16 protein-coding genes are annotated in these 20,776 nt (G+C 74.0%); 10 read left to right on the top strand and 6 right to left on the bottom strand.

The window, feature by feature from the left end; all coding sequences use genetic code 11:
• The first annotated feature begins 157 nt into the window (after positions 1-157).
• The 6 genes from BM093_RS19810 (at position 158) to BM093_RS19785 (ending at position 8,874) form a co-directional block, all read left to right on the top strand.
• Positions 158-1,603: an MDR family MFS transporter gene (locus tag BM093_RS19810; protein WP_093346579.1), complete on the top strand. Its 1,446-nt coding sequence runs from the start codon at positions 158-160 to the stop codon at positions 1,601-1,603.
• A 1,354-nt stretch (positions 1,604-2,957) separates the two neighbouring features.
• Positions 2,958-3,311, top strand: a complete 354-nt coding sequence (locus BM093_RS19805; protein WP_093346576.1) for a hypothetical protein — start codon at positions 2,958-2,960, stop codon at positions 3,309-3,311.
• A complete protein-coding gene (locus BM093_RS19800) occupies positions 3,308-5,140 on the top strand; it encodes a hypothetical protein (protein WP_093346571.1) in 1,833 nt (610 codons plus the stop codon). The genes BM093_RS19805 and BM093_RS19800 overlap by 4 nt, the downstream gene beginning before the upstream one ends.
• A 2-nt stretch (positions 5,141-5,142) precedes the next feature.
• The gene (locus tag BM093_RS19795) at positions 5,143-7,212 is read left to right on the top strand and encodes a hypothetical protein (protein ID WP_093346566.1); all 2,070 of its coding nucleotides are present in this window, start codon (positions 5,143-5,145) and stop codon (positions 7,210-7,212) included.
• Positions 7,213-7,265: 53 nt separating this feature from the next.
• Positions 7,266-8,552, top strand: coding sequence for a YeeE/YedE family protein (locus BM093_RS19790; RefSeq protein ID WP_177238586.1), 1,287 nt, complete (start codon positions 7,266-7,268; stop codon positions 8,550-8,552).
• Positions 8,553-8,589: 37 nt separating this feature from the next.
• Complete coding sequence (locus BM093_RS19785) at positions 8,590-8,874, top strand: hypothetical protein (protein WP_093346562.1); 285 nt, start codon at positions 8,590-8,592, stop codon at positions 8,872-8,874.
• A 135-nt stretch (positions 8,875-9,009) separates the two neighbouring features.
• On the opposite strand, the gene BM093_RS19780 is transcribed toward BM093_RS19785, so the two are convergent.
• Together BM093_RS19780 and BM093_RS19775 are read right to left on the bottom strand one after the other, a co-directional pair.
• Positions 9,010-9,813, bottom strand: a complete 804-nt coding sequence (locus BM093_RS19780) for a YceI family protein (protein WP_093346558.1) — start codon at positions 9,811-9,813, stop codon at positions 9,010-9,012.
• Positions 9,806-10,594 carry a carboxypeptidase-like regulatory domain-containing protein gene (locus tag BM093_RS19775; protein ID WP_177238585.1) on the bottom strand — a complete coding sequence of 263 codons (789 nt, stop codon included), beginning with the start codon at positions 10,592-10,594 and terminating at the stop codon, positions 9,806-9,808. Before BM093_RS19775 ends, BM093_RS19780 begins: the two co-directional genes overlap by 8 nt.
• Positions 10,595-10,747: 153 nt before the next feature.
• Here BM093_RS19775 and BM093_RS19770 point away from each other — a divergent pair, with 153 nt between their 5' ends.
• Together BM093_RS19770 and BM093_RS19765 are read left to right on the top strand one after the other, a co-directional pair.
• Complete coding sequence (locus BM093_RS19770; RefSeq protein WP_093346549.1) at positions 10,748-11,662, top strand: AurF N-oxygenase family protein; 915 nt, start codon at positions 10,748-10,750, stop codon at positions 11,660-11,662.
• A 16-nt stretch (positions 11,663-11,678) separates the two neighbouring features.
• Positions 11,679-13,178, top strand: coding sequence for an FAD-dependent oxidoreductase (locus BM093_RS19765; RefSeq protein ID WP_093346544.1), 1,500 nt, complete (start codon positions 11,679-11,681; stop codon positions 13,176-13,178).
• Between the two features lie 39 nt (positions 13,179-13,217).
• Here the strand turns inward: BM093_RS19765 and BM093_RS19760 are convergent, their stop codons facing one another.
• Both BM093_RS19760 and BM093_RS19755 read right to left on the bottom strand, forming a co-directional pair.
• Complete coding sequence (locus tag BM093_RS19760) at positions 13,218-15,017, bottom strand: ABC transporter ATP-binding protein (protein ID WP_093346540.1); 1,800 nt, start codon at positions 15,015-15,017, stop codon at positions 13,218-13,220.
• Positions 15,014-16,846, bottom strand: coding sequence for an ABC transporter ATP-binding protein (locus tag BM093_RS19755; RefSeq protein WP_218162845.1), 1,833 nt, complete (start codon positions 16,844-16,846; stop codon positions 15,014-15,016). Before BM093_RS19755 ends, BM093_RS19760 begins: the two co-directional genes overlap by 4 nt.
• 53 nt (positions 16,847-16,899) lie before the next feature.
• On the opposite strand from BM093_RS19755, the gene BM093_RS19750 reads away from it, so the two are divergent.
• Positions 16,900-18,150, top strand: a complete 1,251-nt coding sequence (locus BM093_RS19750; protein ID WP_093346535.1) for a thiamine pyrophosphate-dependent enzyme — start codon at positions 16,900-16,902, stop codon at positions 18,148-18,150.
• 180 nt (positions 18,151-18,330) lie between these two features.
• The gene (locus BM093_RS19745) at positions 18,331-19,329 is read left to right on the top strand and encodes a mechanosensitive ion channel family protein (RefSeq protein WP_218162844.1); all 999 of its coding nucleotides are present in this window, start codon (positions 18,331-18,333) and stop codon (positions 19,327-19,329) included.
• A 532-nt stretch (positions 19,330-19,861) separates the two neighbouring features.
• Here the strand turns inward: BM093_RS19745 and BM093_RS19740 are convergent.
• Together BM093_RS19740 and BM093_RS19735 are read right to left on the bottom strand one after the other, a co-directional pair.
• Positions 19,862-20,425: a hypothetical protein gene (locus BM093_RS19740; RefSeq protein ID WP_093346531.1), complete on the bottom strand. Its 564-nt coding sequence runs from the start codon at positions 20,423-20,425 to the stop codon at positions 19,862-19,864.
• Between the two features lie 83 nt (positions 20,426-20,508).
• Positions 20,509-20,776, bottom strand: a 268-nt coding sequence (locus BM093_RS19735) for a transposase (protein WP_177238584.1), incomplete at its 5' end; no start/stop codon positions are given.

Below are 20,776 nucleotides of genomic sequence, written 5' to 3'. Positions count from 1 at the left end.
GACACCGCTCACGCGTCGCGGAATCCGGTGGTCGAGGGGGCCCGTCTGGTGTTCACTCGTGCGTACCGCATCACCGACTCCCGCCGCGGTCCCGCACGCCTGTTTCCGACGGCTGCCCGACCGTGGGCGGGGCCGAGACGACAGGAGGAACCCCGCCGTGACGACCGAGCCGACGACCGGACCCGCCCAGGAGGCGGACCGGCTCCCGGCGGGCGCCCCATTGATCATCTCGCTGCTGGTCGGGTCCGCCTTCGTCATGATCCTCAACGAGACGATCATGAGTGTGGCGCTGCCGGCGCTGATCGCCGACCTCGGTGTCACCGCCGCCACCGCACAGTGGCTGACCAGCGGGTTCCTCCTGACGATGGCCGTGGTCATCCCGATCACCGGGTACCTGCTGCAGCGGTTCCCGCCGCGGTCGGTCTACCTGGGGTCGATGAGCGTGTTCAGCGCGGGCACCCTGCTCTCGGCGCTCGCCCCGGCGTTCCCGGTACTGCTGGCCGGGCGCATCGTGCAGGCCTGCGGCACCGCCGTCATGGTCCCGTTGCTGATGACGACGATCCTGCGGCTGGTCCCGGCGACGCGGCGCGGCCAGACGATGGGCACGATCTCGATCGTCATCGCCGTCGCGCCCGCGGTCGGCCCGACGATCTCCGGTGTGATCCTCTCCTCGCTGGGCTGGCGCTGGATGTTCTGGCTGGTGCTGCCGATCGCGCTGATCGCGCTCACCGCGGGGGCGGTCTGGCTGAAGGTCACCGCCGAGACCACGCGGACCCCGCTGGACGTGGCGTCCGTGCTGATCTCCGTGGTCGCGTTCTCCGGGATCGTCTACGGGCTGTCCGCGATCGGCGAGTCCGCGGCGGCGGGGACGCACGCCGGTGTCCCGCCGTGGGTGCCACTGGTGGTCGGTGTCATCGCGCTGGCGGTGTTCGTGCACCGGCAGATCCGGTTGCAGCGCACCGGGGCACCACTGCTGGACCTGCGTCCGCTCGCGGTCCGCAGCTACACCCTGGCGCTGGTGCTGGTGGTCACCGGGTTCATGTCCCTGTTCGGGGCGATCATCCTGCTGCCGCTCTACATCCAGGACGTGCTGGGCGACAGCGCGTTCGTCGCCGGCCTGGTCGTGCTGCCGGGTGGTCTGGTGATGGGGCTGCTCGGCCCGGTCGTCGGACGTGCCTACGACCGGCTGGGTGTGCGGCCCCTGGTCGTGCCGGGCTCGCTGCTGCTGGCCGCGGTGATGTGGGGGTTCACCACGCTGGGCGCGACCTCGCCGATCTGGCTGGTCGCGGCGCTCTACGTCGGCATGTCCGCGTCGCTGGCGCTGATGTTCACGCCGCTGATGACCGAGGCCCTCGGGTCGCTGCCCGGGGACCTGTACTCGCACGGCAGCGCGATCCTCACCACCCTGCAGCAGGTGGCGGGTGCCGCCGGGACGGCGCTCTTCATCACGGTGATGACGGTCTTCTCCGGCGCGGGCGGGGTCGACGAGGCCGGCATCCACGCCGCCTTCCTCGTCGCCGCTGTGGTGTCGTTGCTGGTGGTCGCCGTCGCGTTCCTCACCGGTCGCCGGGCCGCGGCGCCCGCCGCCGACGCGGACGCCTGACCCCGGCCCGGGCCGCAGCACGCAGGCTCGGGCCGCAGCGGCGCCGGCCCGGGCCGCGCGGTGCCGGCTCGGGCTGCACTGTCGGCGGCCCGGGCTGCGGGCTCGCGCGGCCGCCGGTCCCGGTCCCCAACTGCCCAGCCCCGCTCGGGGGCGGTTTCCCACGACGCCACGCGGGACGTCACGAGAAGGGGCGGAAACGTGCCGCTCAGAGGCGCCGGCCGGGTGATGTGCACGGTTCCGTCCCCGCCAGGGCGGAAGCGTGCGCTTCACCGCTGCCGGGCCCGCTGATCAGCGCGCAAGTGCCCTGTCGAGGGCGGAAGCGTGCGCCTGGCCAGCGCCGAGCTCAACGATCAGCGCGCAGTTGCCCTGCACAGGACGACTGCGTGCACGTCGCCTGGACCGGGCCCGCTGATCAGCGCGCCAATGCCCTGGGGAGGGCGACAGTGTGCGTCTCACCGGCGCCGGCGCCGGGCTCGGTGATCAGCGCGTAGGTGCCCTGCCGAGGGCAGAAGCGTGCGCGTGGCCGGTGTCGGGCTCGGTGATCAGCGCGCAACTGCCCTGCCGAGGGCGGGAGCGCGCCTGGCCCGTGCGGAGTTCAGTGATCAGCACGTCAGCGCCCTGGCGCGGGGCGGTCCTGCGCCCCGCCCGCCCCGGAGCTGCGCCGGGGGAGCGGGGCGGGCGGCGGGGCAGTTGTCCGGACGGGTTCCCGATTCCCGATGGGAAGCGGCATCGTCGCAGGTCAGCGGCGTGATCCGGGGTGGTTCCCGACGCTGTGGTCTCGATCGGGTGATCCCTGCGGCGATCCTTCCGGCTTGCAACGGGGTGTCCGGTATCGGCCGGGAGTGGCGCCGGTCACTCCGGACGGCAGCGAGCGGCCCCTCGGCGCTCTGATCCCACGATGTGGACCCGGCCCGTGGCGCGTTGCTCCGAACGTGTCGGCAGACTGATCCCCATGCACCTCGTCTCCCGGTTCGCGAGTCGGCGCCACGTCGACCTGCGCCGCCAGGCGAGCGCGCTCTGTTCCGGCGCCTGACCGCGCCCGGTCCCCGGGGCGCGCCCGCCCCGCTCCGTGCGGACACGGCACCCGCCGGTCCGCACCCGCGCGACGCGGGACCGTCCCGCACGCCCTGATCCACGTCCGGTACCGCGCCGTCGCGCGCGGCCCCTCCCGCCCCGCCGTCCGGCGGCCCGGGAGGTGGAGGTCCGACGCCGCCGGATCCCACGTCCGGCCCGCCCGCGCCCCGGGCCGTCCTCTCCGACGGTTCCACCCGGCCCGCCGCCCGCCGAACGTCCACATCGGACCTCCGCTGCTCCCCGACGAAGACTCGCTCCCCGACGAAGACAGGAGACCCTCGTGCCCCAGCACCGCGCACGACCGGCGTCCCGGATCCGGCTGATCGCCGGTGGTGCCGCACTCGCCGGCACCGCCCTGATCGGTCTGTCCGGCGCGGCCCAGGCGGCCACGCCCGACCTGGTCCCGGACCTCGGGCCGCTGCTCAGCGCCCCGAACGACGACCAGCCGGACCCGGCCCCGACCGCCCCGTACGTCGAGCCGTCCTACACCGCGTTCGACTCGGGCGAACCGATCCAGCAGCTGCGTGACTTCGCGCCCGCCGGCGTGCCGGTCACCGGCCTGGTGGACGTGGTCACCAAGGCGCCGAAGCAGATCACCCCGACCGTCCTGCAGAACGGAACGGTCGGCGAATGAGACTGCTACCGAAGTCCCGCTGGGGACGGCGATCCGCGTTCGCCCTGCTGGGTGCGGCCGTCGTCGCCGGGGTGGTCGCGGTGCCCGCGACCGCCCAGAACGCGATCGACACGGTCCGCTCCGAGGTCGCCGGTGCCGACGGCAAGGACTACTGGGTCGAGAACAACCTCACGCCGGAGGCCCGGCAGCAGAGCGCCGACGGGCCCCGCAAGGAGTACGCGATCGTCTGGGCCGGTGACGAGAACGTCGCCGACACCGCGGTCTCCGACGTGCGGAACCTGCCCGGGTCGCTGACCGACCCGATCGACAAGGTGCGTGACACCCTGCCCGGGCCGGACTTCATGGCCGTCGTCGACGTCACGAAGGGCACCCCGGACTACGGCAAGGTCGTCAACACCGCCACCGTCGGGCCGCTGGTGGAGAACGAGCCGCACCACATGCAGTACACGTGGCGCAAGGGCGACAAGATCTACGCGGGTGGTCTGTTCACGGCGGCCACCTACGTGTTCGACGTCAGCGCGCTGCCGGAGCTCAAGCTCTCGGGCATCTCGCTGCCGTCGCAGACGCTGTGCGGTTCGGTGCCCGACGCCTACTGGGTCCTGAACGACGGCACCGCCTACGGCACCTACATGGGTGGCCCGGTCGCGCCGGGGCCGTGCCGCTACACCCACGGCGAGGTCCGCACCGGCAACGGATTCGCCGGGTCCCCGGGTTCGGTGGTCCGGCTCGGTGAGGACGGCGAGAACATGGTCGAGGCCCCGGCCGCGACCGAGACGCCGGAGGATCCGACCCAGTGCCTCAACATGCCGTCCCTGGGCAACCCGACGTGTGCCAACCCGCACGGCATCCAGGTCCGTGAGGACCTGAACACCATGGTCACCAGCGACTACGCCGAACCGCGGACGATCATCCTCGATCCGGTGAAGAACCCGTCGCCGTACCTGCGACGACCGACCGTGCGGACCTGGGACATCTCCGACCTCAACCACCCGAAGGTCAAGTCGGTGGCCTACCTGCCGACCGGTCCGCGCTCGAACGGCGAGGACCCGCTGCGCAACGAGAACCGCGCCGCGATGGAGACCACGGTCACCAACCAGCCGGGCAACAAGGGTGCGTTCGCGCAGACCATGCAGGGCGGCGCGATCTACTACACGCCCGACATCACCGTCGACAACCCGGAGTGGCGCGAGGTCTTCGACCTGTCCACGGTCGCCCCGGAGCTGGGTACCGGCGGCGAGAACGGCGGCCCGAGCGCCAACGGCGGCTGGCTGCAGACCAGCCCGGACGACCGGACGCTCTACCACGCCACGATCGGCCGCAAGGCCGGGACGCTGGGTCCGGACGACGAGGGCACCGCGGGCGGCGTGATCGCCCTCGACATCGAGAAGCTGCTGGCGGCCGGGCCGGGCACCGAGTGCTCGATCGACACCGAGGAGGAGATCACCGCCGGTGGTGCCGAGGCGGACTGCCCGACGGTCCGCGGGAGCACCGGCATCAACCCCGACCAGACCGGCGCCGGCCCGCACTGGGGCGCGCTGGACAACCTGGAGCTGGGTGAGGACGGGTTCTACCGGGAGACCGACCAGCCGAAGCGCCTGGCCACCGCGAACTACTTCGTGGCCCGGACCGGGCTCGACGGCGACCACCGGGTCTGCATGGTCGACATCGCCCAGGACGGGGCGCTGGCCCTCGACGAGTCCTTCACCGACGAGGACACCGGCGAGCCCTGCGTCAACTTCAACCGCGAGCAATGGCCGCACGGTGCGTTCGGCAACGCCAAGCCGCACTCGATGCTGTTCGTGACCGCGGACGAGGACATCAAGGACTGACGATGTCGCTGTTCCTGCTGGTGAACCCAGCGCTCGTGCCGGCCGGCGGGCTGCTGCCCGCCGGCCCGGCCGGGGCCGCCGCCCTGGGGCACGCGCTCGTCCCGGCGGCCGCTCCCGCGGGGCCGTTCGACGGCGCCCCGCTCGCGGTCACCCTGCTGCGGTCGGCCCTGCTGGTCGGGCTCGCCGTCGTCGCCGGTGCCGGCCTCGTGCGCCCGCTCGCCCGGGGCCCGGTGCCCACGGAGCGGATCGTGGCGACGGTCGCGGCCCTGGTGGCGTCCGGTGCCGCGATCGCCGCGACGGTCTGGTCCGGCAGCGGTACGCCACTGTGGGCGGCCGGGCTGGTCGTCGCCGTCGCCGCGGTCCCGGTGCTGTTGCACGGCGGCCGGCCGGCGACGGCGGTGCTGCCCGGTGCGGTCGTCGCCGCGCTCCTCGCGTCGGTGCTGTCCTCCGCCCGCGGCGCGCCGGTACCGGTCGCGCTCGACGCCGGGTACGCCGTCGCCGTCGCCCTGCTGGCGGGCGCCGTGCTGCACCTGTTCGCGCACCGCGCGGTCGCGGACGAGGCACCCCTGCGCGCCCTCGCCGATCCGGACACGCCCACGGCCGGGCCGGACGACCGTCCGGGCACGGGGCGGGTCCGGGTGCTCGCCGTCGTGGCCGGCACCGCGGCGACCGGTGCCGGGCTCGCCCAGCTGCTGCTCACCGGGCCGTTCAGCGTGATCGACCTGGTCGGCACCGGATACGGGCGCTCCGCGCTGGTCGCGGTGGCCGGTCCGGCGCTGGCGACGGTCCTGGTCGTGGCCGAGCGGGCCGTGACCGGCCGTGGCGGGCACGCGACCGGACGGGCCCGGGCCCGGGGCACCCGCGACCGCTTCCGGGCCACGGCCGGCGTGGCCGCGGTCGCCGGTGTCGCGGCGGCCTCGGTGTTGGCCGCGTTGCCGCCCCCGGCGGCGGCCGCGGAGCCGGGACAGTTGCTGGCCCGCACGGTCGACCTCGGCTCCGGCGCGCTCACACTCGTCGTCAGCCCGATGCGGCCGGGCCCGAACCTGGTGCAGCTGACCGACCCGGGCGTCGTGGTGCCCGCCGAGACGGGGGCCGCCGTGTCGACGGCCGCTGCCCCGATGCCCGGACACGGCGGGCCCGACGCCGGGCCGACCGCGCCCCTCACGGTCCGGGTCGGTGACCGCGACGTACCCGTCACCGGCCGGGCCGGGGCGCCCGGCGGGTGGGCCCTGGTCGACCTGCCGGCCGGGACGGACTCGCTGAGCGTGCACGCGGGTGGCGCGTCCCGGACGGTGCCGGTCGACGTCGGCACCGAGCGGACCACACCCGCGGGTGCCACGGGCGCGGACGGCCCGGAGTGCGCCTCCGCCGTGCTGGGCGCCGTCGTGGCCGCCGGACCGGGGTCCGGGGACGTCACCGACTGCCCGTCGGAGTCGCTGCGTCCGGGGGACGAGCAGGCGTTGCGGGAGACCGTCCGCGCGCTGGGTGCCCGGGGGATCCCGGGGATCGCGATCGCCGCGGACGCCTCACCCCGCTCCCGGGCGGCCGCCGAGGCGGTGCGCGCCGAGGCCGCTGCGGCCGGCGTGCCGGTGCGGCCGCGGGCCGGGGCCGACGGCGGGCTCGTCGTGGTCTCCGGCTGGCAGGACGCCGCCCGGGTGGCCCGCGAGACCGCGTACGCGGCGAACACCGAGCCCACCGCGCTCGGCGGGACCTACCTGGCGCCCTGGCTGCTCACCGGCGGCGTGCTCGGGTCCGCGCAGAGCGCGGTGCTCCCGCTGCCGTTCGGGCCGCAGGAGCCGCTGCCCCAGCGTTACGTCCGGGCGCTGGCCCTCACCGTGCCGGGCTCGGCCCCGTCCACCTCCGGGCTGCTGGCCTGGGCCGATGCCGCCGGGGAACAGGTGGAGCAACCCTACGGTTGGCACGGTGCAGCACCGGTGTCGGTACCGATGAGCGTCGAGCCCGGCGACGGCCCCGGCCACCACGGCGGGCCGAACACCGCCGCCTGGTTCCCCGGCGGGGCGGTCGCCGCGATCGGCCCGATCGGTGCCCCGGCCGCGTCGCCGACCCCCTGACCGCGCCCCGAGCAGCGCTGCTCGGCCGCCCCACGAATCGCTGAGGAGAGACCATGTCCGTCGTCCAGGAGCGCAGACCCGGCCCGCTGGTGCGGGCGCTGCGCGAGATCCCGGCCACCGAGCGGGCCGCGTACGGTCCGCGGGACCGCGCGGCGAAGCCTCCGCAGTGGACCGTCGTCGCGATCGGCCTCGTGCTGGCCGCGCTGTTCCTGTTCGGGGTGGGCGCGGTGGCGCCGGCCACGATGGTCGGTACGGCCGCGCTGGGCCTCGCGCTCGGCTTCACCCTGTTCCACTCGCGGTTCGGGTTCACCTCCGGCTGGCGCCAGCTCGTCGCGGTCGGCCAGGGTGCGGCGATCCGGGCCCACATGATCATGCTGGGGACCGCCGCGGTGCTGTTCGCGGTGATCCTCGCGTCCGGGGTCGCGCTGGCGGGCGAGCCGCGCGGGCTGACCTCCCCGGTCGGGATCGGACTGGTCGTCGGGGCGTTCCTGTTCGGACTCGGCATGCAGGTCGGCGGGTCGTGCGCGTCGGGCACGCTGTTCGCCGTCGGCAGCGGGCAGTCCGCGATCGTCCTGACGCTGTTCGGCTTCATCCTCGGCTCGATGCTCGCCGTGTTCACCCACACGTTCTGGACCGAGACGGTGCCGCAGGGGCCGAGCATCAACCTCGCCCAGCTGCTGGGCTACCCGGGCGCCCTGGCGATCACCCTGGTCGTGCTCGCCGCGATCACCGTCGTCACCTGGGTGGTGGCGCGGCGGCGGACCCCGCCGCCGGTCGAGCGGCCGCCGTCGGCCCGCGGGATCGCCCGGGTGCTGCGGGGCTCCTGGCCGATGTGGGTCGGCGCGCTCGTGCTGGCCGTGCTCAACGCCGCGGTGCTGTTCGTCTCGGCCGCCCCGTGGGGCGTGACGTCGGCGTTCGCGCTGTGGGGGTCGAAGTTCCTCGAGCTGCTCGGGTTCGACATGGCCGGCCTGGCGTACTGGCAGGTCCCGGCGAACGCGAAGGCCCTCGCCAACCCGGTGCTCGCCGACCGGATCTCCAACCTCGACGTCGGGATCATGATCGGTGCCCTGATCGCCTCCGCGGTGGGCGGCGCCTTCGTGCTGCACCGGCGGGTCCCCTGGAAGCTCGCCCTCGGCGCGGTGCTGGGCGGTGTCGCCATGGGTTACGGCGCGCGGCTGGCGGGCGGCTGCAACATCGGCGCCTACTTCTCCGGCATCGCCTCGTTCAGCCTGCACGGATGGATCTGGGCCGTCGTCGCACTCGGCGGTACCTGGGTCGGGCTGCGGCTGCGTCCGCTCTTCGGCCTGACCAACCCCAAGCCGGCGGACTCGCTCTGCTGAGCCCGCCGGACGCTCCCCGAGGAAAGAGGTACACACCATGACCGCACGCACGGCCGGTCGCGCCGCGCTCGCCGTCGCCGGTGCCGGGGCGCTCGCCGCCCTCACCGGCGGCCTCGCGCACGCCGACACCCCCGACGGCCCGGCCACATCGGACGCCACCGGCTCGGAGTCAGCGGGCACCGAGACGACTGGAGCCGAGGAAGCCGGTTCCGTCCCGGTGTTCCTGCTCGACGGCGTCCCGGCGCTGCCGCTGCCGGACGCCCTGGTCACCCCGGTCGACCTGACCGCACCCGTCTTCGGCGTGCTCGACGGCCTGACCTGATCCGACCCGCCCCGGGTACGTCGCAGGGCGCGCCCGGGGTCCCGGCTCGCCGGGGGACGAGCCGAACAGGTCACCCACCCGCCGTCGTGCCGGCCTCGGCGACGGGTGGGTGACCGCCCGGGGCCACCCGCACGGTCAGCCCTCGTCCAGGACCGCCTGGATGTCGATGTCGATCCGCAGCGTGCGGCCCACCGCGAGCACCCCGGCCAGCACCGACTGGTTCCAGTCGATCGCGAACTCGTCGCGGGAGACCTCGGTGGTGGCGGTGAAGGCCGCGCGGGTGCCGCCCCACGGGTCCGGCCCGGAACCGCCGTAGGTGACGGCCAGGTCCACCGGCGCGGAGACGCCCTTGAGCGACAGCGTGCCGTGCACGGTCCAGTGCGTGACGTCGTGCCGGGTGAGCCCCGATCCGGTGTAGCCGATCGAGGGGTGGGTGCCGACGTCGAGGAAGTCCGGGGCGCGCAGGTGCGCGTCGCGGTCCGGGTCGTCGGAGTCGACCGACCCGGCGTCGATCGCCACGTCCACCCGGCTCGCCTCGAACGGGTCGGTCACCTCGAGCCGGCCGGAGAACTGCCGCAGCCGCCCGTGGATCCGGCTCATGCCCAGGTGCAGGGCGGTCGCGCGGATGCTGGAGTGCCGGCTGTCGATCCGCCACGTCCCCGGTGCGGGGAGCACGACGCCGCCGGCCCGGGGCAGCTCGAACCGGCCCAGGTCGACGCCGGTCCCGTTCAGCACCACCGACCGGGCGGACGGCTCGTGCCCGGGCGCCGCGACGACGACCGTGTGCGGTCCGGCGGCCAGCCCGCCGATCGAGAACCCGCCGTCCGCGCGGCTCGCCGCCCGTCCCTTCTGCATGCCGGTGCCGTCCATGACGGTGACGGTCCCGCCGGCGACCGGCCATCCGTCGGGGCTGCTCAGTCGCCCGTACAGCTCACTCATGCGCGTTCTCCCGTGTCGTGCCCGCGGGGTCGGGGAAGTGGACCTGCACCGGTGTGGTCGCACCCTGGTCGACCTGCACCGCGGCGACGACGGGGGCGTGCCCGCTCGCGGTGAGCGAGTGCTGCCCGGGTGGCAGGTCCCACAGCTCGTAGCGCCCGTCCGGGCCGGTCGTCGTGGTCGCGATCGTGTGCCCGCCCGCGTCGCTGAGCACGATCTGGGCCCCCGCGACCGGGCTGCCGTCGGACGTGCGGGCGACGCCGGTCAGCCCCGCCGGCGCGGGCAGCCGGACCTCGATCGGGGTCCCGGGTGGCCCGGTGGTGACGGTGCGCGCCACCGGCTGGTGCCGGGGTGCGGTGACGGTCAGCGTGTGCGGTCCGGTGCCCGGGGTCTCCAGCCGGAACCGCCCGCCCGGACCGGTGGGGCCGCTCGCGACCACGTCGCCCAGCGGGTCGATCAGGGTGATCGACGCGCCCGGCACCCCGGCGCCGGTGCCGTCGGTCAGCACGCCCTCGACGGTCCCGCCGCCGGTCGTGACGACGTCGTGCCGGGCGGGGGTGTCGCGGACGGGGACCAGTCCGGCGTCCGGCCCGGAGCCCTCGGCGCGGACGACGACGAGGTAGGTCCCCCCGGTCCCGAGCCCGACGGCGTAGTCGCCGTCCGGTCCGGTCTCGGACCGCCCGTGCTGGCGCCCGTCCAGGTCGGTGACGGTCACGGTCGCGGCGGGGACGGGGGTCCCGCTGCGTCGTCGGACGGTGCCGATGATCGACGGCCCGGTTGCCACGGCGTCCTCCTCCATTAGTTGCGTATCGCAACGATATACCGCCGCCGCCCGGTCGGTGATCACCGGCCCCGCCCGGGCTTGCGTCGTGTGTAACCACTGGTAACGTTACCGGTGGTTACACCACTTGACGTCGTCGTTTGCGAGGGAGCCGACATGACCGCCACCGTTCCGGAGTCCCCGGCCGAGGTGACCGACGAGCGGCAGGACACCGCGCAGCGGCTGCTGCGTTCGTCCGCGGAGCTCTCGTTCGATCCGGCGACCCAGGTCGACTGGGACACGCCGCTGGACCGGACCCACCACGGGATGAGCCCGGAGTGGAGCAGCCTCTACGGCACCGCCTACTGGAACGAGCTGACCGAGGAGCAGCGGGCCGAGCTGACCCGGCAGGAGTCGGCGTCGGTCGCGTCCACGGGCATCTGGTTCGAGATGATCCTGCAGCAGCTGGTGCTGCGGGACTTCTACGCGAAGGACCCGACGGACCCGGCGTTCCAGTGGGCGCTGACCGAGATCGCCGACGAGTGCCGGCACTCGATCATGTTCGCCCGCGGCTCGGCGAAGCTGGGCGCGCCGGCCTACGTCCCGAAGCGCCACGTCGTCGCGCTGGGCCGGTTCTGCGCGCTGACCTACTCCGGCGAGGCGGCCTACGCGTCGATCCTGGTCGCCGAGGAGGTCCTCGACGTCATGCAGCGGGACTGGATGCGCGACGAGCGCGTCGCCCCGTTCGTGCGGACGATCAACAACATCCACGTGGTCGAGGAGTCGCGGCACATGCGCTTCGCCCGCGAGGAGACCCGCGAGCGGCTCCGCGCCGCCGGCCCGGCACGCCGCCGCGTCCAGGCGCTGCTCGTCGCGGCCGCCGCCTACCACATCGTGAGCAGCATGTGGAACGAACAGGTCTACGCGAACGCGGGCCTGGACACGCAGCGCGCGCTGCGCGAGGCGCGGGGCAACGAGCACCACAAGGCGCTGCTGCGTTCGTCGTGCGCCGGGCTGATGGAGTTCCTGTCCTCGTGCGGGCTGCTCACGAAGCCGGCGCTCTGGTTCTACCGCCGCGCCAACCTGATCTGACCCGGGGAGACCAGCCGTGGCCTTCGCGATCACCCAGACCTGCTGCACCGACGCGTCCTGCGTCGCCGCGTGCCCGGTCAACTGCATCCACCCGACGCCGGACGAACCGGACTTCGGGACCACCGACATGCTCTACATCGACCCGCGGGCGTGCATCGACTGCGGGGCCTGCGCGGACGCGTGCCCGGTCGACGCGGTGTTCCCGGTCGAGCGGCTCAGCGACTCGCTCGCCGGCTACGCCGACGTCAACGCGGCGTACTACGAGGACAAGCCGGTCGCCGGGAAGCTCGAGACCGACTCGCCGTTGTTCCACGACTGGTCCCCGCTGTCGTTCACCCGCTCGCTGCCCGCGGACATGGCGCCACTCGACGTCGCCGTCGTCGGGACCGGGCCTGCCGGCATGTACGCGGCGCAGGACCTGCTGCTGCACACCGCGTCCCGGGTGACGCTGGTGGACCGGCTGGACACGCCCGGCGGGCTGGTCCGCTACGGCGTCGCCCCCGACCACCCGTCGACGAAGCGGATCGGGGAGTCGTTCGCCCGGTTCCACACCCATCCGCGGGTGCGGATGCGACTGGGTACCGAGGTGGGCCGGGACGTCACGGCCGAGGAGCTCGCCCGGGAGCACGACGCGGTGGTCTGGGCGGTCGGCGCGCCGGTGCCGAAGGCCCTCGGTATCGAGGGGGAGGGCCTTCCCGGCAGCATCGCCGCGGACACCGTCGTCGGCTGGTACAACGGCCACCCCGAGGTGCCCCGCGACGCCGTCGACACCAGCCGGGAGCGGGTCGTGGTGATCGGGACCGGGAACGTCTCGATCGACGTGGCCCGGGTGCTGACCGCGCGGCCGGACGACCTCGAGGACACCCCGGTCGACCCGTCCGCGCTCGCCGCGCTGCGGGCCGGGGCGATCCGCGAGGTCGTGGTGCTGGGCCGGCGCGGCCCGGAGACGGTCGCGGCCACCGCGCCCGAGCTGCGCGAGCTGCTCGGCCGGTCCGGTGTGGACGTGGTGGTCGACGAGCACGACGTGCGCGTCACCGAGTCGATGGACGGCCCGGCGGCCTCCGAGGCGCACCGGCTGCTGCAGGGTGCGCGCCGCGAGAAGATCGACTGGTCGGTGCCCGCGGCCGCGCCGCGGGTGGTGTTCCGCTTCCACTCCGCACCGGACCGGATCGCCGGCGCCGACCGGGTGCAGGGCGTGCACACCGACGACGGCACCGAGATCCCGGCCGGGCTGGTCGTGCGCGCGGCCGGGCACCGCGGGCGTCCGGTGCCGGGACTGCCGTTCGACGACGACCGCGGCGTCGTCCCGAACGACGCCGGCCGGGTCGCCGACCGGCCCGGTCACTACGTCGTGGGCTGGGTCAAGCGCGGGCCGTCCGGGGGGATCGGCACCAACCGCGGCTGCGCCGCCGAGACCGTCGGGTCGCTGCTCGACGACGCCGTCGCCGCCCGGCTGCCCGCGCGCGAGCGCCCCGTCTCCCGGGTGCGGGCCCTGGCCGGGAAGCTCCGACGCTGACCCGTGAGTGGTTATCGCGGTCAGAGCCGCGATAGCCGCTCACGGGCTGCGAAGCCGCCACCCGGCTGCGCGGTGCCGGGTGCGCCAGTAGCGGGCGTAGTCGCCGTCGCGGGCGAGCAGCTCGTCGTGCGTGCCCTGCTCGGCGATGCCGCCGTGGCCGTCGAGCATCACGACCCGGTCGGCCGTGCGGATGGTCTGCAACCGGTGGGCGACCACCACGACCGTGCGGTCGCGGCGCAGCTCGTCCAGCGACCGGCCGACCGCCTCGTCGTTCTCGGCGTCCAGCGCCGAGGTCGCCTCGTCGAGGACGACGATCGGGGCGTCCTTGAGCAGCGCCCGGGCGATCGCGACGCGCTGCCGTTCGCCCCCGGAGAGCAGCACCCCGCCCTCGCCGACCGCGGTGTCCCAGCCGTCCGGCAGCCGGTCGACGATCTCGTCGACCCGGGCGTGCCGGGAGGCGGCGGCCAGCTGCTCGTCGGTCGCGTCCGGGCGGCCCAGCCGGATGTTGTCGATCACGCTGCCGTCGAACAGGTACACGTCCTGGAACACCGGCGCCACGAGCTCGGCGACCCGGGTGCTGCCCAGGTCCGGCAGCGCGACCCCGCCGATCGACACGGTCCCGGCGCCGGGGTCGTAGAACCGGGCCAGCAGCCGCACGATCGTCGACTTGCCCGACCCGGACGGCCCGACGATCGCGGTCATCGCGCCCTGCGGCGCGGTGAACGACAGGTCGTCGAGCACGGTCTCGCCGGCGGCGCCGTCCGCGCCTGCGTCGGCGGACGTGCCGTAGCCGAACCGGACCCGGTCGAACCGGACCTCGTGACCCCGCGGCTGCGCCGGTTCGGCGGGCTCCGGGAGGACGGGCTCGGCGAACAGCTCGTCGAGGTGGTCGAGCGTGTTGCGGGCCGCGGCGATCCCGCCGCCCAGCGCGCCGGAGTTCACGATCGGCTCGGTGAACCGGACGGTGAGCACCAGCAGCCCGATCAGCGCCGGGACGGCGAGCCCGCCGTCGAGGGCCAGCCACACCCCGAAGACCAGCACCGCGACCACGCACAGGTGCACGACCACGGCGAACAGCGCGGTTGCGCCCCCGGCGCTGAGGTGCGTCCGCCGCGCGACGGCGTCCCGGCGGCCGATCGCCTCGTCGAGCAGGCCCCGCGCGATCGTCGAGTCCGACGCGGTGCGCAGCGCGGGCTGGTGGCGGGCGTACTCGACGATCCGGCTCGACGCCTCGGCGACCACGTCGTCGTGCTCGTGGGACGCGCGGGCCGTGCTCGCCGCGATCGCGCGGTAGGTGAGCCACACGACCGGGGCGGCGACGAGGAGGACCACGGCGATCCGCGGCTCGACGACCGCCGCGCCGACGAGCACCGTGGCCGGGATGACGAACGCGGTGATGACCGGGCGGACGATCACGTAGGTCGTCGAGGCCACGAAGTTGAGGCCCCGGGTCGCGGCCTCGGACGCACGGCCGGTGCGGTCGGCGGCGACGAACCAGCCGATCGGCAGCTCGGCGAGCCGGTCGCCGAAACGCTCGAGCAGCGCGCTCAGCACCTCGGCCGCGGTGATCTGGGCGCGGCGGCCCGCGACCGTCCCGACCACGGCGTACCCGATGCCGACGACCGCGAGCCCGGTCAGCCAGTACGTCGTGCCGGGCCGGTCGCCGGAGAACAGCGCGGTCAGGAAGGGCACCAGGAGCACGAACCCGAGCCCCTGGAGCACCGCGCACGCGACGAACAGCGTGACCAGGATCCGCAGCCGCCTGCCGACGGCGGGCGGGACCAGCGCCAGCAGCCTGCCCACCAGGGTCCGGAGCGCGGTCGTCCCCGCGGCGCTCATCGGGCGTCCCGGTCGGTGCCTGCGGTGTCGGGGGACCCGGCGGAGCGGGCCCGTTCGTGCCGTTCCCACAGGTCCCGGTACCTCCCGCGCAGTGCCAGCAGTTCCTCGTGCGTGCCGCGCTCGACGATCCGGCCCCCGTCGAGGACGAGGACCGCGTCCGCGCCGGTGATCGTGTGCAGCCGGTGCGCGATCACCAGCAGGCCGCGGTCCACCGCCAGTGCCGAGATCGCGTCCTGGACGGCGGCCTCGGAGTCGGGGTCCAGCGCGGCGGTCGCCTCGTCGAGCACCAGGATCGGCGCGTCGGTGATCAGCGCGCGGGCGATCGTCAGCCGCTGCTCCTCACCGCCGGACAGGTGCGCGTCCTCGCCGACGACCGAGTCGTAGCCGCGGGGCAGCCGGAGGATGCGGTCGTGGATCCGGGCGGCGCGGGCGGCGCGCTCCACCGCGTCGTCGTCCGCGCCGGGGCGGGCCAGGCGGATGTTGTCCCGGACCGTGGTCCGCAGGATGTGCGCGTCCTGCAGGACGAATCCGATCTCGGCGTAGAGCCGGGACGGGGCGATCTCCCGCACGTCGGCCCCGCCGACGCTCACCCCGCCCTCGGTGACGTCGTGGAAGCGGGGGAGCAGCCGGGCCAGGGTGGACTTCCCGGATCCCGAGGGGCCCACCAGCGCGGTGACCGTGCCCGGTCGGCAGGTGAGCGTGACGTCGTGCAGGACCTCGCGGTCGGCCTCGTAGGCGAACGACACGCCGGTGAACTCCGCGGTCGAGTCCCGCGGCGCGACCGGCCGCGCGGGCAGGGACTGGGCGGGCTGCGCCAGGAACCGGGTCACCGAGTCACGGGCCTGCAGCGCGGTGCGCATCGCCTGGCCGGTGTAGCCGAGCTGCAGCAGCGGGGCGGTCAGCCCGAGCCCGAGCACCAGCGCGGGAAGGATGTCGACCGGGGCGACCGTGCCGTCGCCGGTCAGCCAGGTGCCGACCGCGGCGAGCCACACGAGGACCACCACCGGGGCGGTGGCCACCTCGATCACGGTCTGCATCACCGACGTCTCGTTCATCCAGCCGCGGTAGAACTGCAGGAACCTCCCGGTCTCGCGCTGGTAGCCGGCGTGCCGGCCGCGGCCCTGGCCGAAGCTCTTCACCACCGCGATGCCGTGCACGAACTCGACGGTGGCACCGTTGAGCCGCTCGACGGACTCGTCGTAGCGCACCAGCTGCTCCCGGCTGCCGGCCATCATCACGCCGTAGAGCACCACCGTCAGGACCAGCGGGACCAGGCAGGCCAGGGCCATCCGCCACTCGGTGGCGAACAGGTAGACCAGCGACAGGACCGGCACGACGATCGCGACGACGAGGTCGTGCACCGCGTGCCCGGTCAGGTGGTGCAGGGCCGACACGTCGTTCTCGACGGTCTTCTTCACCACACCCGACGAGCGGGACCCGAACCAGCCCAGCGGGAGCCTGCCGAGCAGGTCCACCATCCGGGTGCGGACCTCGCTCTGCAGCCGCGCATCGGTCAGGTGCCCCACCATGATCGATCCCCAGGCGGCGGCGAAGGACAGCGGCAGCGCGATCGCGGCGATCGCCACGATCCACCAGACCCTGGCCGTGTCGACCGGTTGCCCCCCGAGCGCGGGCCACAGCGTGCGGGCGAGCTCGACCACGGCCACCAGCGGGACCACCGTGGCGGCCGCGCCTGCGGCGGCGAGCACGACGATCCACACCAGCCGGGCCCGCACCGGGGCGAAGAGGTCCACCGGGGGTGGTTCCGGTCCGTCCGCGGGCACCGGGCCGGACGCGGGGACGGACGGGGACAGGACCGTGCCGGACACGGGCACCCACCTGCCAGGCGTGGCGCAGGCTGCTCGGTCCCGGCCCCGGGCCGGTGCACCTCAACGTCCCCTTCCGCGACCCGCTGCTGCCCGCCGCGGACCGCCTCGACGCCGCGGACCTCCCGGCCGGCCTGCAGGGCCGGGCCGGTGGCGCTCCGTGGACCCGGTCGATCACGGCCTCGGTGGCCGCCGCGGTGCCCGCGCCCGACGTCGAGCGGGGCGTGATCGTGTGCGGCGACGGCTGCCCCGACCCGGCGGGGATGGCCGCGCTCGCCGAGGCGACGGGCTGGCCGCTGCTGGCCGAGCCGACGTCCGGGGTCCGGCACGTGCGCAGTGCCCTGCGGGCGCCGCGGGCGCTGCTGGGCGACCCCGGGTTCGCCCGGGCGCACCCGGCCGACCTGGTCGTCACGTCGGGGCGGCCGGGGCTGTCCCGCGGCACGCTCGCCTACCTGCGCGCGGCCCGCTCGCACATCGTGGTGGAGCCGGGGCCGCGGGTGGCGGACCCGGTACGGACCGCGGACCTCGTGGTGGCGGCCCTGGCGCCGCCGACCCGGCCGGTGACGGCGGAACACTGGACCCGCCGCTGGCGGGAGGCCGACGAGGCGGCGTCGGCGGCGCTGGACCGCATCCCCGACGGGCGGGACCGGCCCGACCGGCTCGACGAACCGCGCGTGGCGCGGGACCTGATGCGGGCCCTGCCCGCGGACTCGCTGCTCGTGGCCGGGCCGAGCATGCCGATCCGCGACCTCGACCTGGCCGCTCCCGGCCGGCCCGCGGTCCGGGTGATCGCCAACCGCGGGGCCAGCGGCATCGACGGCGTGGTGTCCACGGCGGTCGGTGCCGCGCTGGCGCACGACGGGCCGGTGTACGCGCTGCTCGGCGACCTGACGCTGTTGCACGACCGCAACGGGCTGCTGACCGGTCCGGGGGAGCGGGTGCCGGACCTGACGATCGTGGTGCCGGCCAACGACGGCGGCGGGATCTTCGCCGAGCTGGAGCACGGGGAGCTCGGCCGGACCCCGGACTGGTCGGCCACCGTCGAGCGGCTGTTCGGCACGCCGCACGGCGTCGCGGTGTCGGCGATCGCGGCGTCGGCGGGTGCGGCGTACGTCGAGGTCCGCGGCCCCGGGGCGCTCGCCGACGCGGTGCGCGCGGCCCCGGCGGGCCTGCGGATCGTCGAGGTGCGTACCGACCGGGAGGAGCAGGCGACGCTGCGCCGGGAGCTGCGGGCCGGCGTCGCCGCCGCGCTCGCCCCGTTCGCGCCGGCCGGGGAACCGGACCGGTCGGACACCGTGCGGGCGTGATCCGGAGCGGCCGCGCGCGGTGAGGAGGGGGCCGCCACCGGGCGTGATCGGCGCCGATCACGCCCGGGGCGGCCGGTCCCGAGATCGGTTGACACGATGGGGCACGGCGTTCCGGCGCCGTGAGCAACGGTGGCGGATGTGAGGCCGACGCACGAGTACGTCCGTACAGAAAGGTGAACGGTGCTCCCCCTCCTCAGCCAACCGAACCCCGACGCCGCCCCGCCGGCTCCCGGCGTGGTGCTGCAACAGGCCGAGCCGTGGATGTCGTGGTTCACCGAGAACAGCAGCGCGTTCATCTCCGGGCTGATCAACATCGTGATCATCCTGGTGCTCGTGCTGGTGGCGCGCGCCGTGGCCGGGCGTCTGATCACCCACGGCGTCCGGCGGATGGTCACCTCGCACCAGCGGATCCGCCAGGTCAAGGCCCGGCGCGAGGGGGTCGTGCTGCACCGGTCCGAGGACTCGGTGGCGGACGCTCACACGCGCCAGGAGCAGCGGGCCCGGACGATCGGTTCGGTGCTGCGCAGCATCGCCACGGCGATTATCTTCGGCGTCGGGTTCATGATGATCCTCGGCGAGATGGGCATCAATCTCGGCCCGGTGCTGGCCAGTGCCGGCGTGCTCGGCCTCGCGGTCGCGTTCGGCGCGCAGAACCTCGTGCAGGACTTCATGTCCGGCATCTTCATGATGGTCGAGGACCAGTACGGCGTCGGCGACGTGATCGACGCAGGCGACGCGGTGGGCACCGTGGAGGACGTGACACTGCGGATCACCAAGATCCGCGACCTCGACGGTGGGCTGTGGCACGTGCGCAACGGCAACATCCAGCGCGTCTGCAACATGAACCAGGACTGGGCCAACGCCGTCGTGGAGGTCCCGCTGGACTACAGCGTCGACGTGTCCCACGCCGAGAAGGTGATCGGCGAGAGCATCGCCGAGTTCGCCGAGGACCCCGCTAACAGGATGAAGATCCTGGAGAAGCCGGACCTCAGCGGGGTGGTCGGCATCGGCAACGGATCCGTCACCGTCCGGATCATCGTCAAGACCAAGCCGGGCGAGCAGTGGGCCCTCGGCCGCGCGTTGCGCGCCCACCTCAAGAGCAGCTTCGACGCCGCGGGCATCAAGGTCGCCTACCCGCTGCTGCCCCTCAACGGCAGCGGTGCGGTCAAGCAGGGTTGATCGGCGGCCCCGGGGAGCCGGGCTCCCCGGGGCCGGGGATCACGTTGGGCATGAAGAACGCTGCACTCCACGGCGCTCGTCACGCGACGGGAACGGCCTGGGGTGTCCTCGAGTTCACTTCTGCAGGTCGAAGTGCTCGGAATCCTGTTCGCAGCGATCGGCTTCACGTCGCTTGCGGTCTATGCGGCCGTCGTCGCTTCCGCGCGATCGATGCTCGCCCACTCGGCCGTGAAGAAGTGGCTCATGCGGGAAGTGGCGCAGTACTGGCGAGCTTCGGGGTGGGGTTGGCCGCGTCGGCGAGGTGACTCGCACGAGCGAATCTGTTCGCTGTGGCCGCTTTCGGATGCGGGACTGTCTGGAAGATCGTGTGTGGGCGGTGATCGTCTGTGTCAGTTCAGGGCGATCCGGTCGCCGTAGAACAGTGAGCCTTTGTCAACCTGATCAAGCGTTGGCGATTATGAGTGCCTGACCTGCGGCGATGAGTTTGCCGGCTCGGCTCGGGTAGACCGGATCTTGCGGATCCAATGTCCACTTACCAGGCTATCGGTGTCGTCCGTATAGGCGTGGTGTCTGTCATCGGCGTGGCGGTGGTGTGGAGCGGGCGGATGCGGTCGCGGAGCACGGCGATGCCCAGCGGGATGAAGACCACGCAGATTGCGACGCCGCCGCCGAGGACGCCGAAGATGAGGTCGCTCTGCTTGAGCACGCCCATGAAGACCCAGCCGAACGACAGCAGCAGGACACCGCGTCCGAGGCCGATGGTGCCCGACCGGAAAGCGCCGATCGTCAGCAGCACGATGCCGACGAGAGCCCCCAGTGCGCCGGTGACCGGGATCCGCCACAGCCCGTAGGACAGCTCAGCATACGACTCGAGCACGACCTCGGTGGCCTGTTGGAGGCCGAGTGTGTCGACCAGTTGGAACGCGGTCAGGTCGATGCCGGAGTAGTAGAGCCGGGCGAACAAGGAGGCGCCGAAGATGGTTCCGCCCCACCATGCCAGCCGCGGACAGCGGGCGGCCACGATCCGGGCGAAGGTCAGCACGGCGGGGAACAGCAGGATCGTTCCACCCGCGAACAGGGCGTAGCCCGCCGTCACCAGCGCCGGTTCCTGGGCGTAGGCGGGTCACGTCCGGCGGAGTGGTGTATGAGATCGACTCCGCGTGATCTTGGTTCGGGATTCTAGGCGGTTATCGCCTCGGTTGTCATGAGTGCCTCGCTGCCGGTCGGTGCGGCTTCGGTGGTGACGATGCGGATGCGTGAGCGGGCCAGTAGATCGAGGCCCATGTAGCGGCGGTTCTCGGTCCACTCATCACTCTGTTCGGCCAGGACGGCGCCGACGAGGCGGATCAGGGAGTCGCGGCCGGGGAAGATCCCGACCACGTCGGTGCGACGGCGGATCTCCTTGTTCAGCCGCTCTTGAGGGTTGTTCGACCAGATCTGGCGCCAG

The organism is Pseudonocardia ammonioxydans, assembly GCF_900115005.1.
Taxonomy (GTDB): domain Bacteria; phylum Actinomycetota; class Actinomycetes; order Mycobacteriales; family Pseudonocardiaceae; genus Pseudonocardia; species Pseudonocardia ammonioxydans.
Note: the sequence above shows the minus strand (reverse complement) of the source record. Positions and strands in the feature narration are given on the sequence as shown.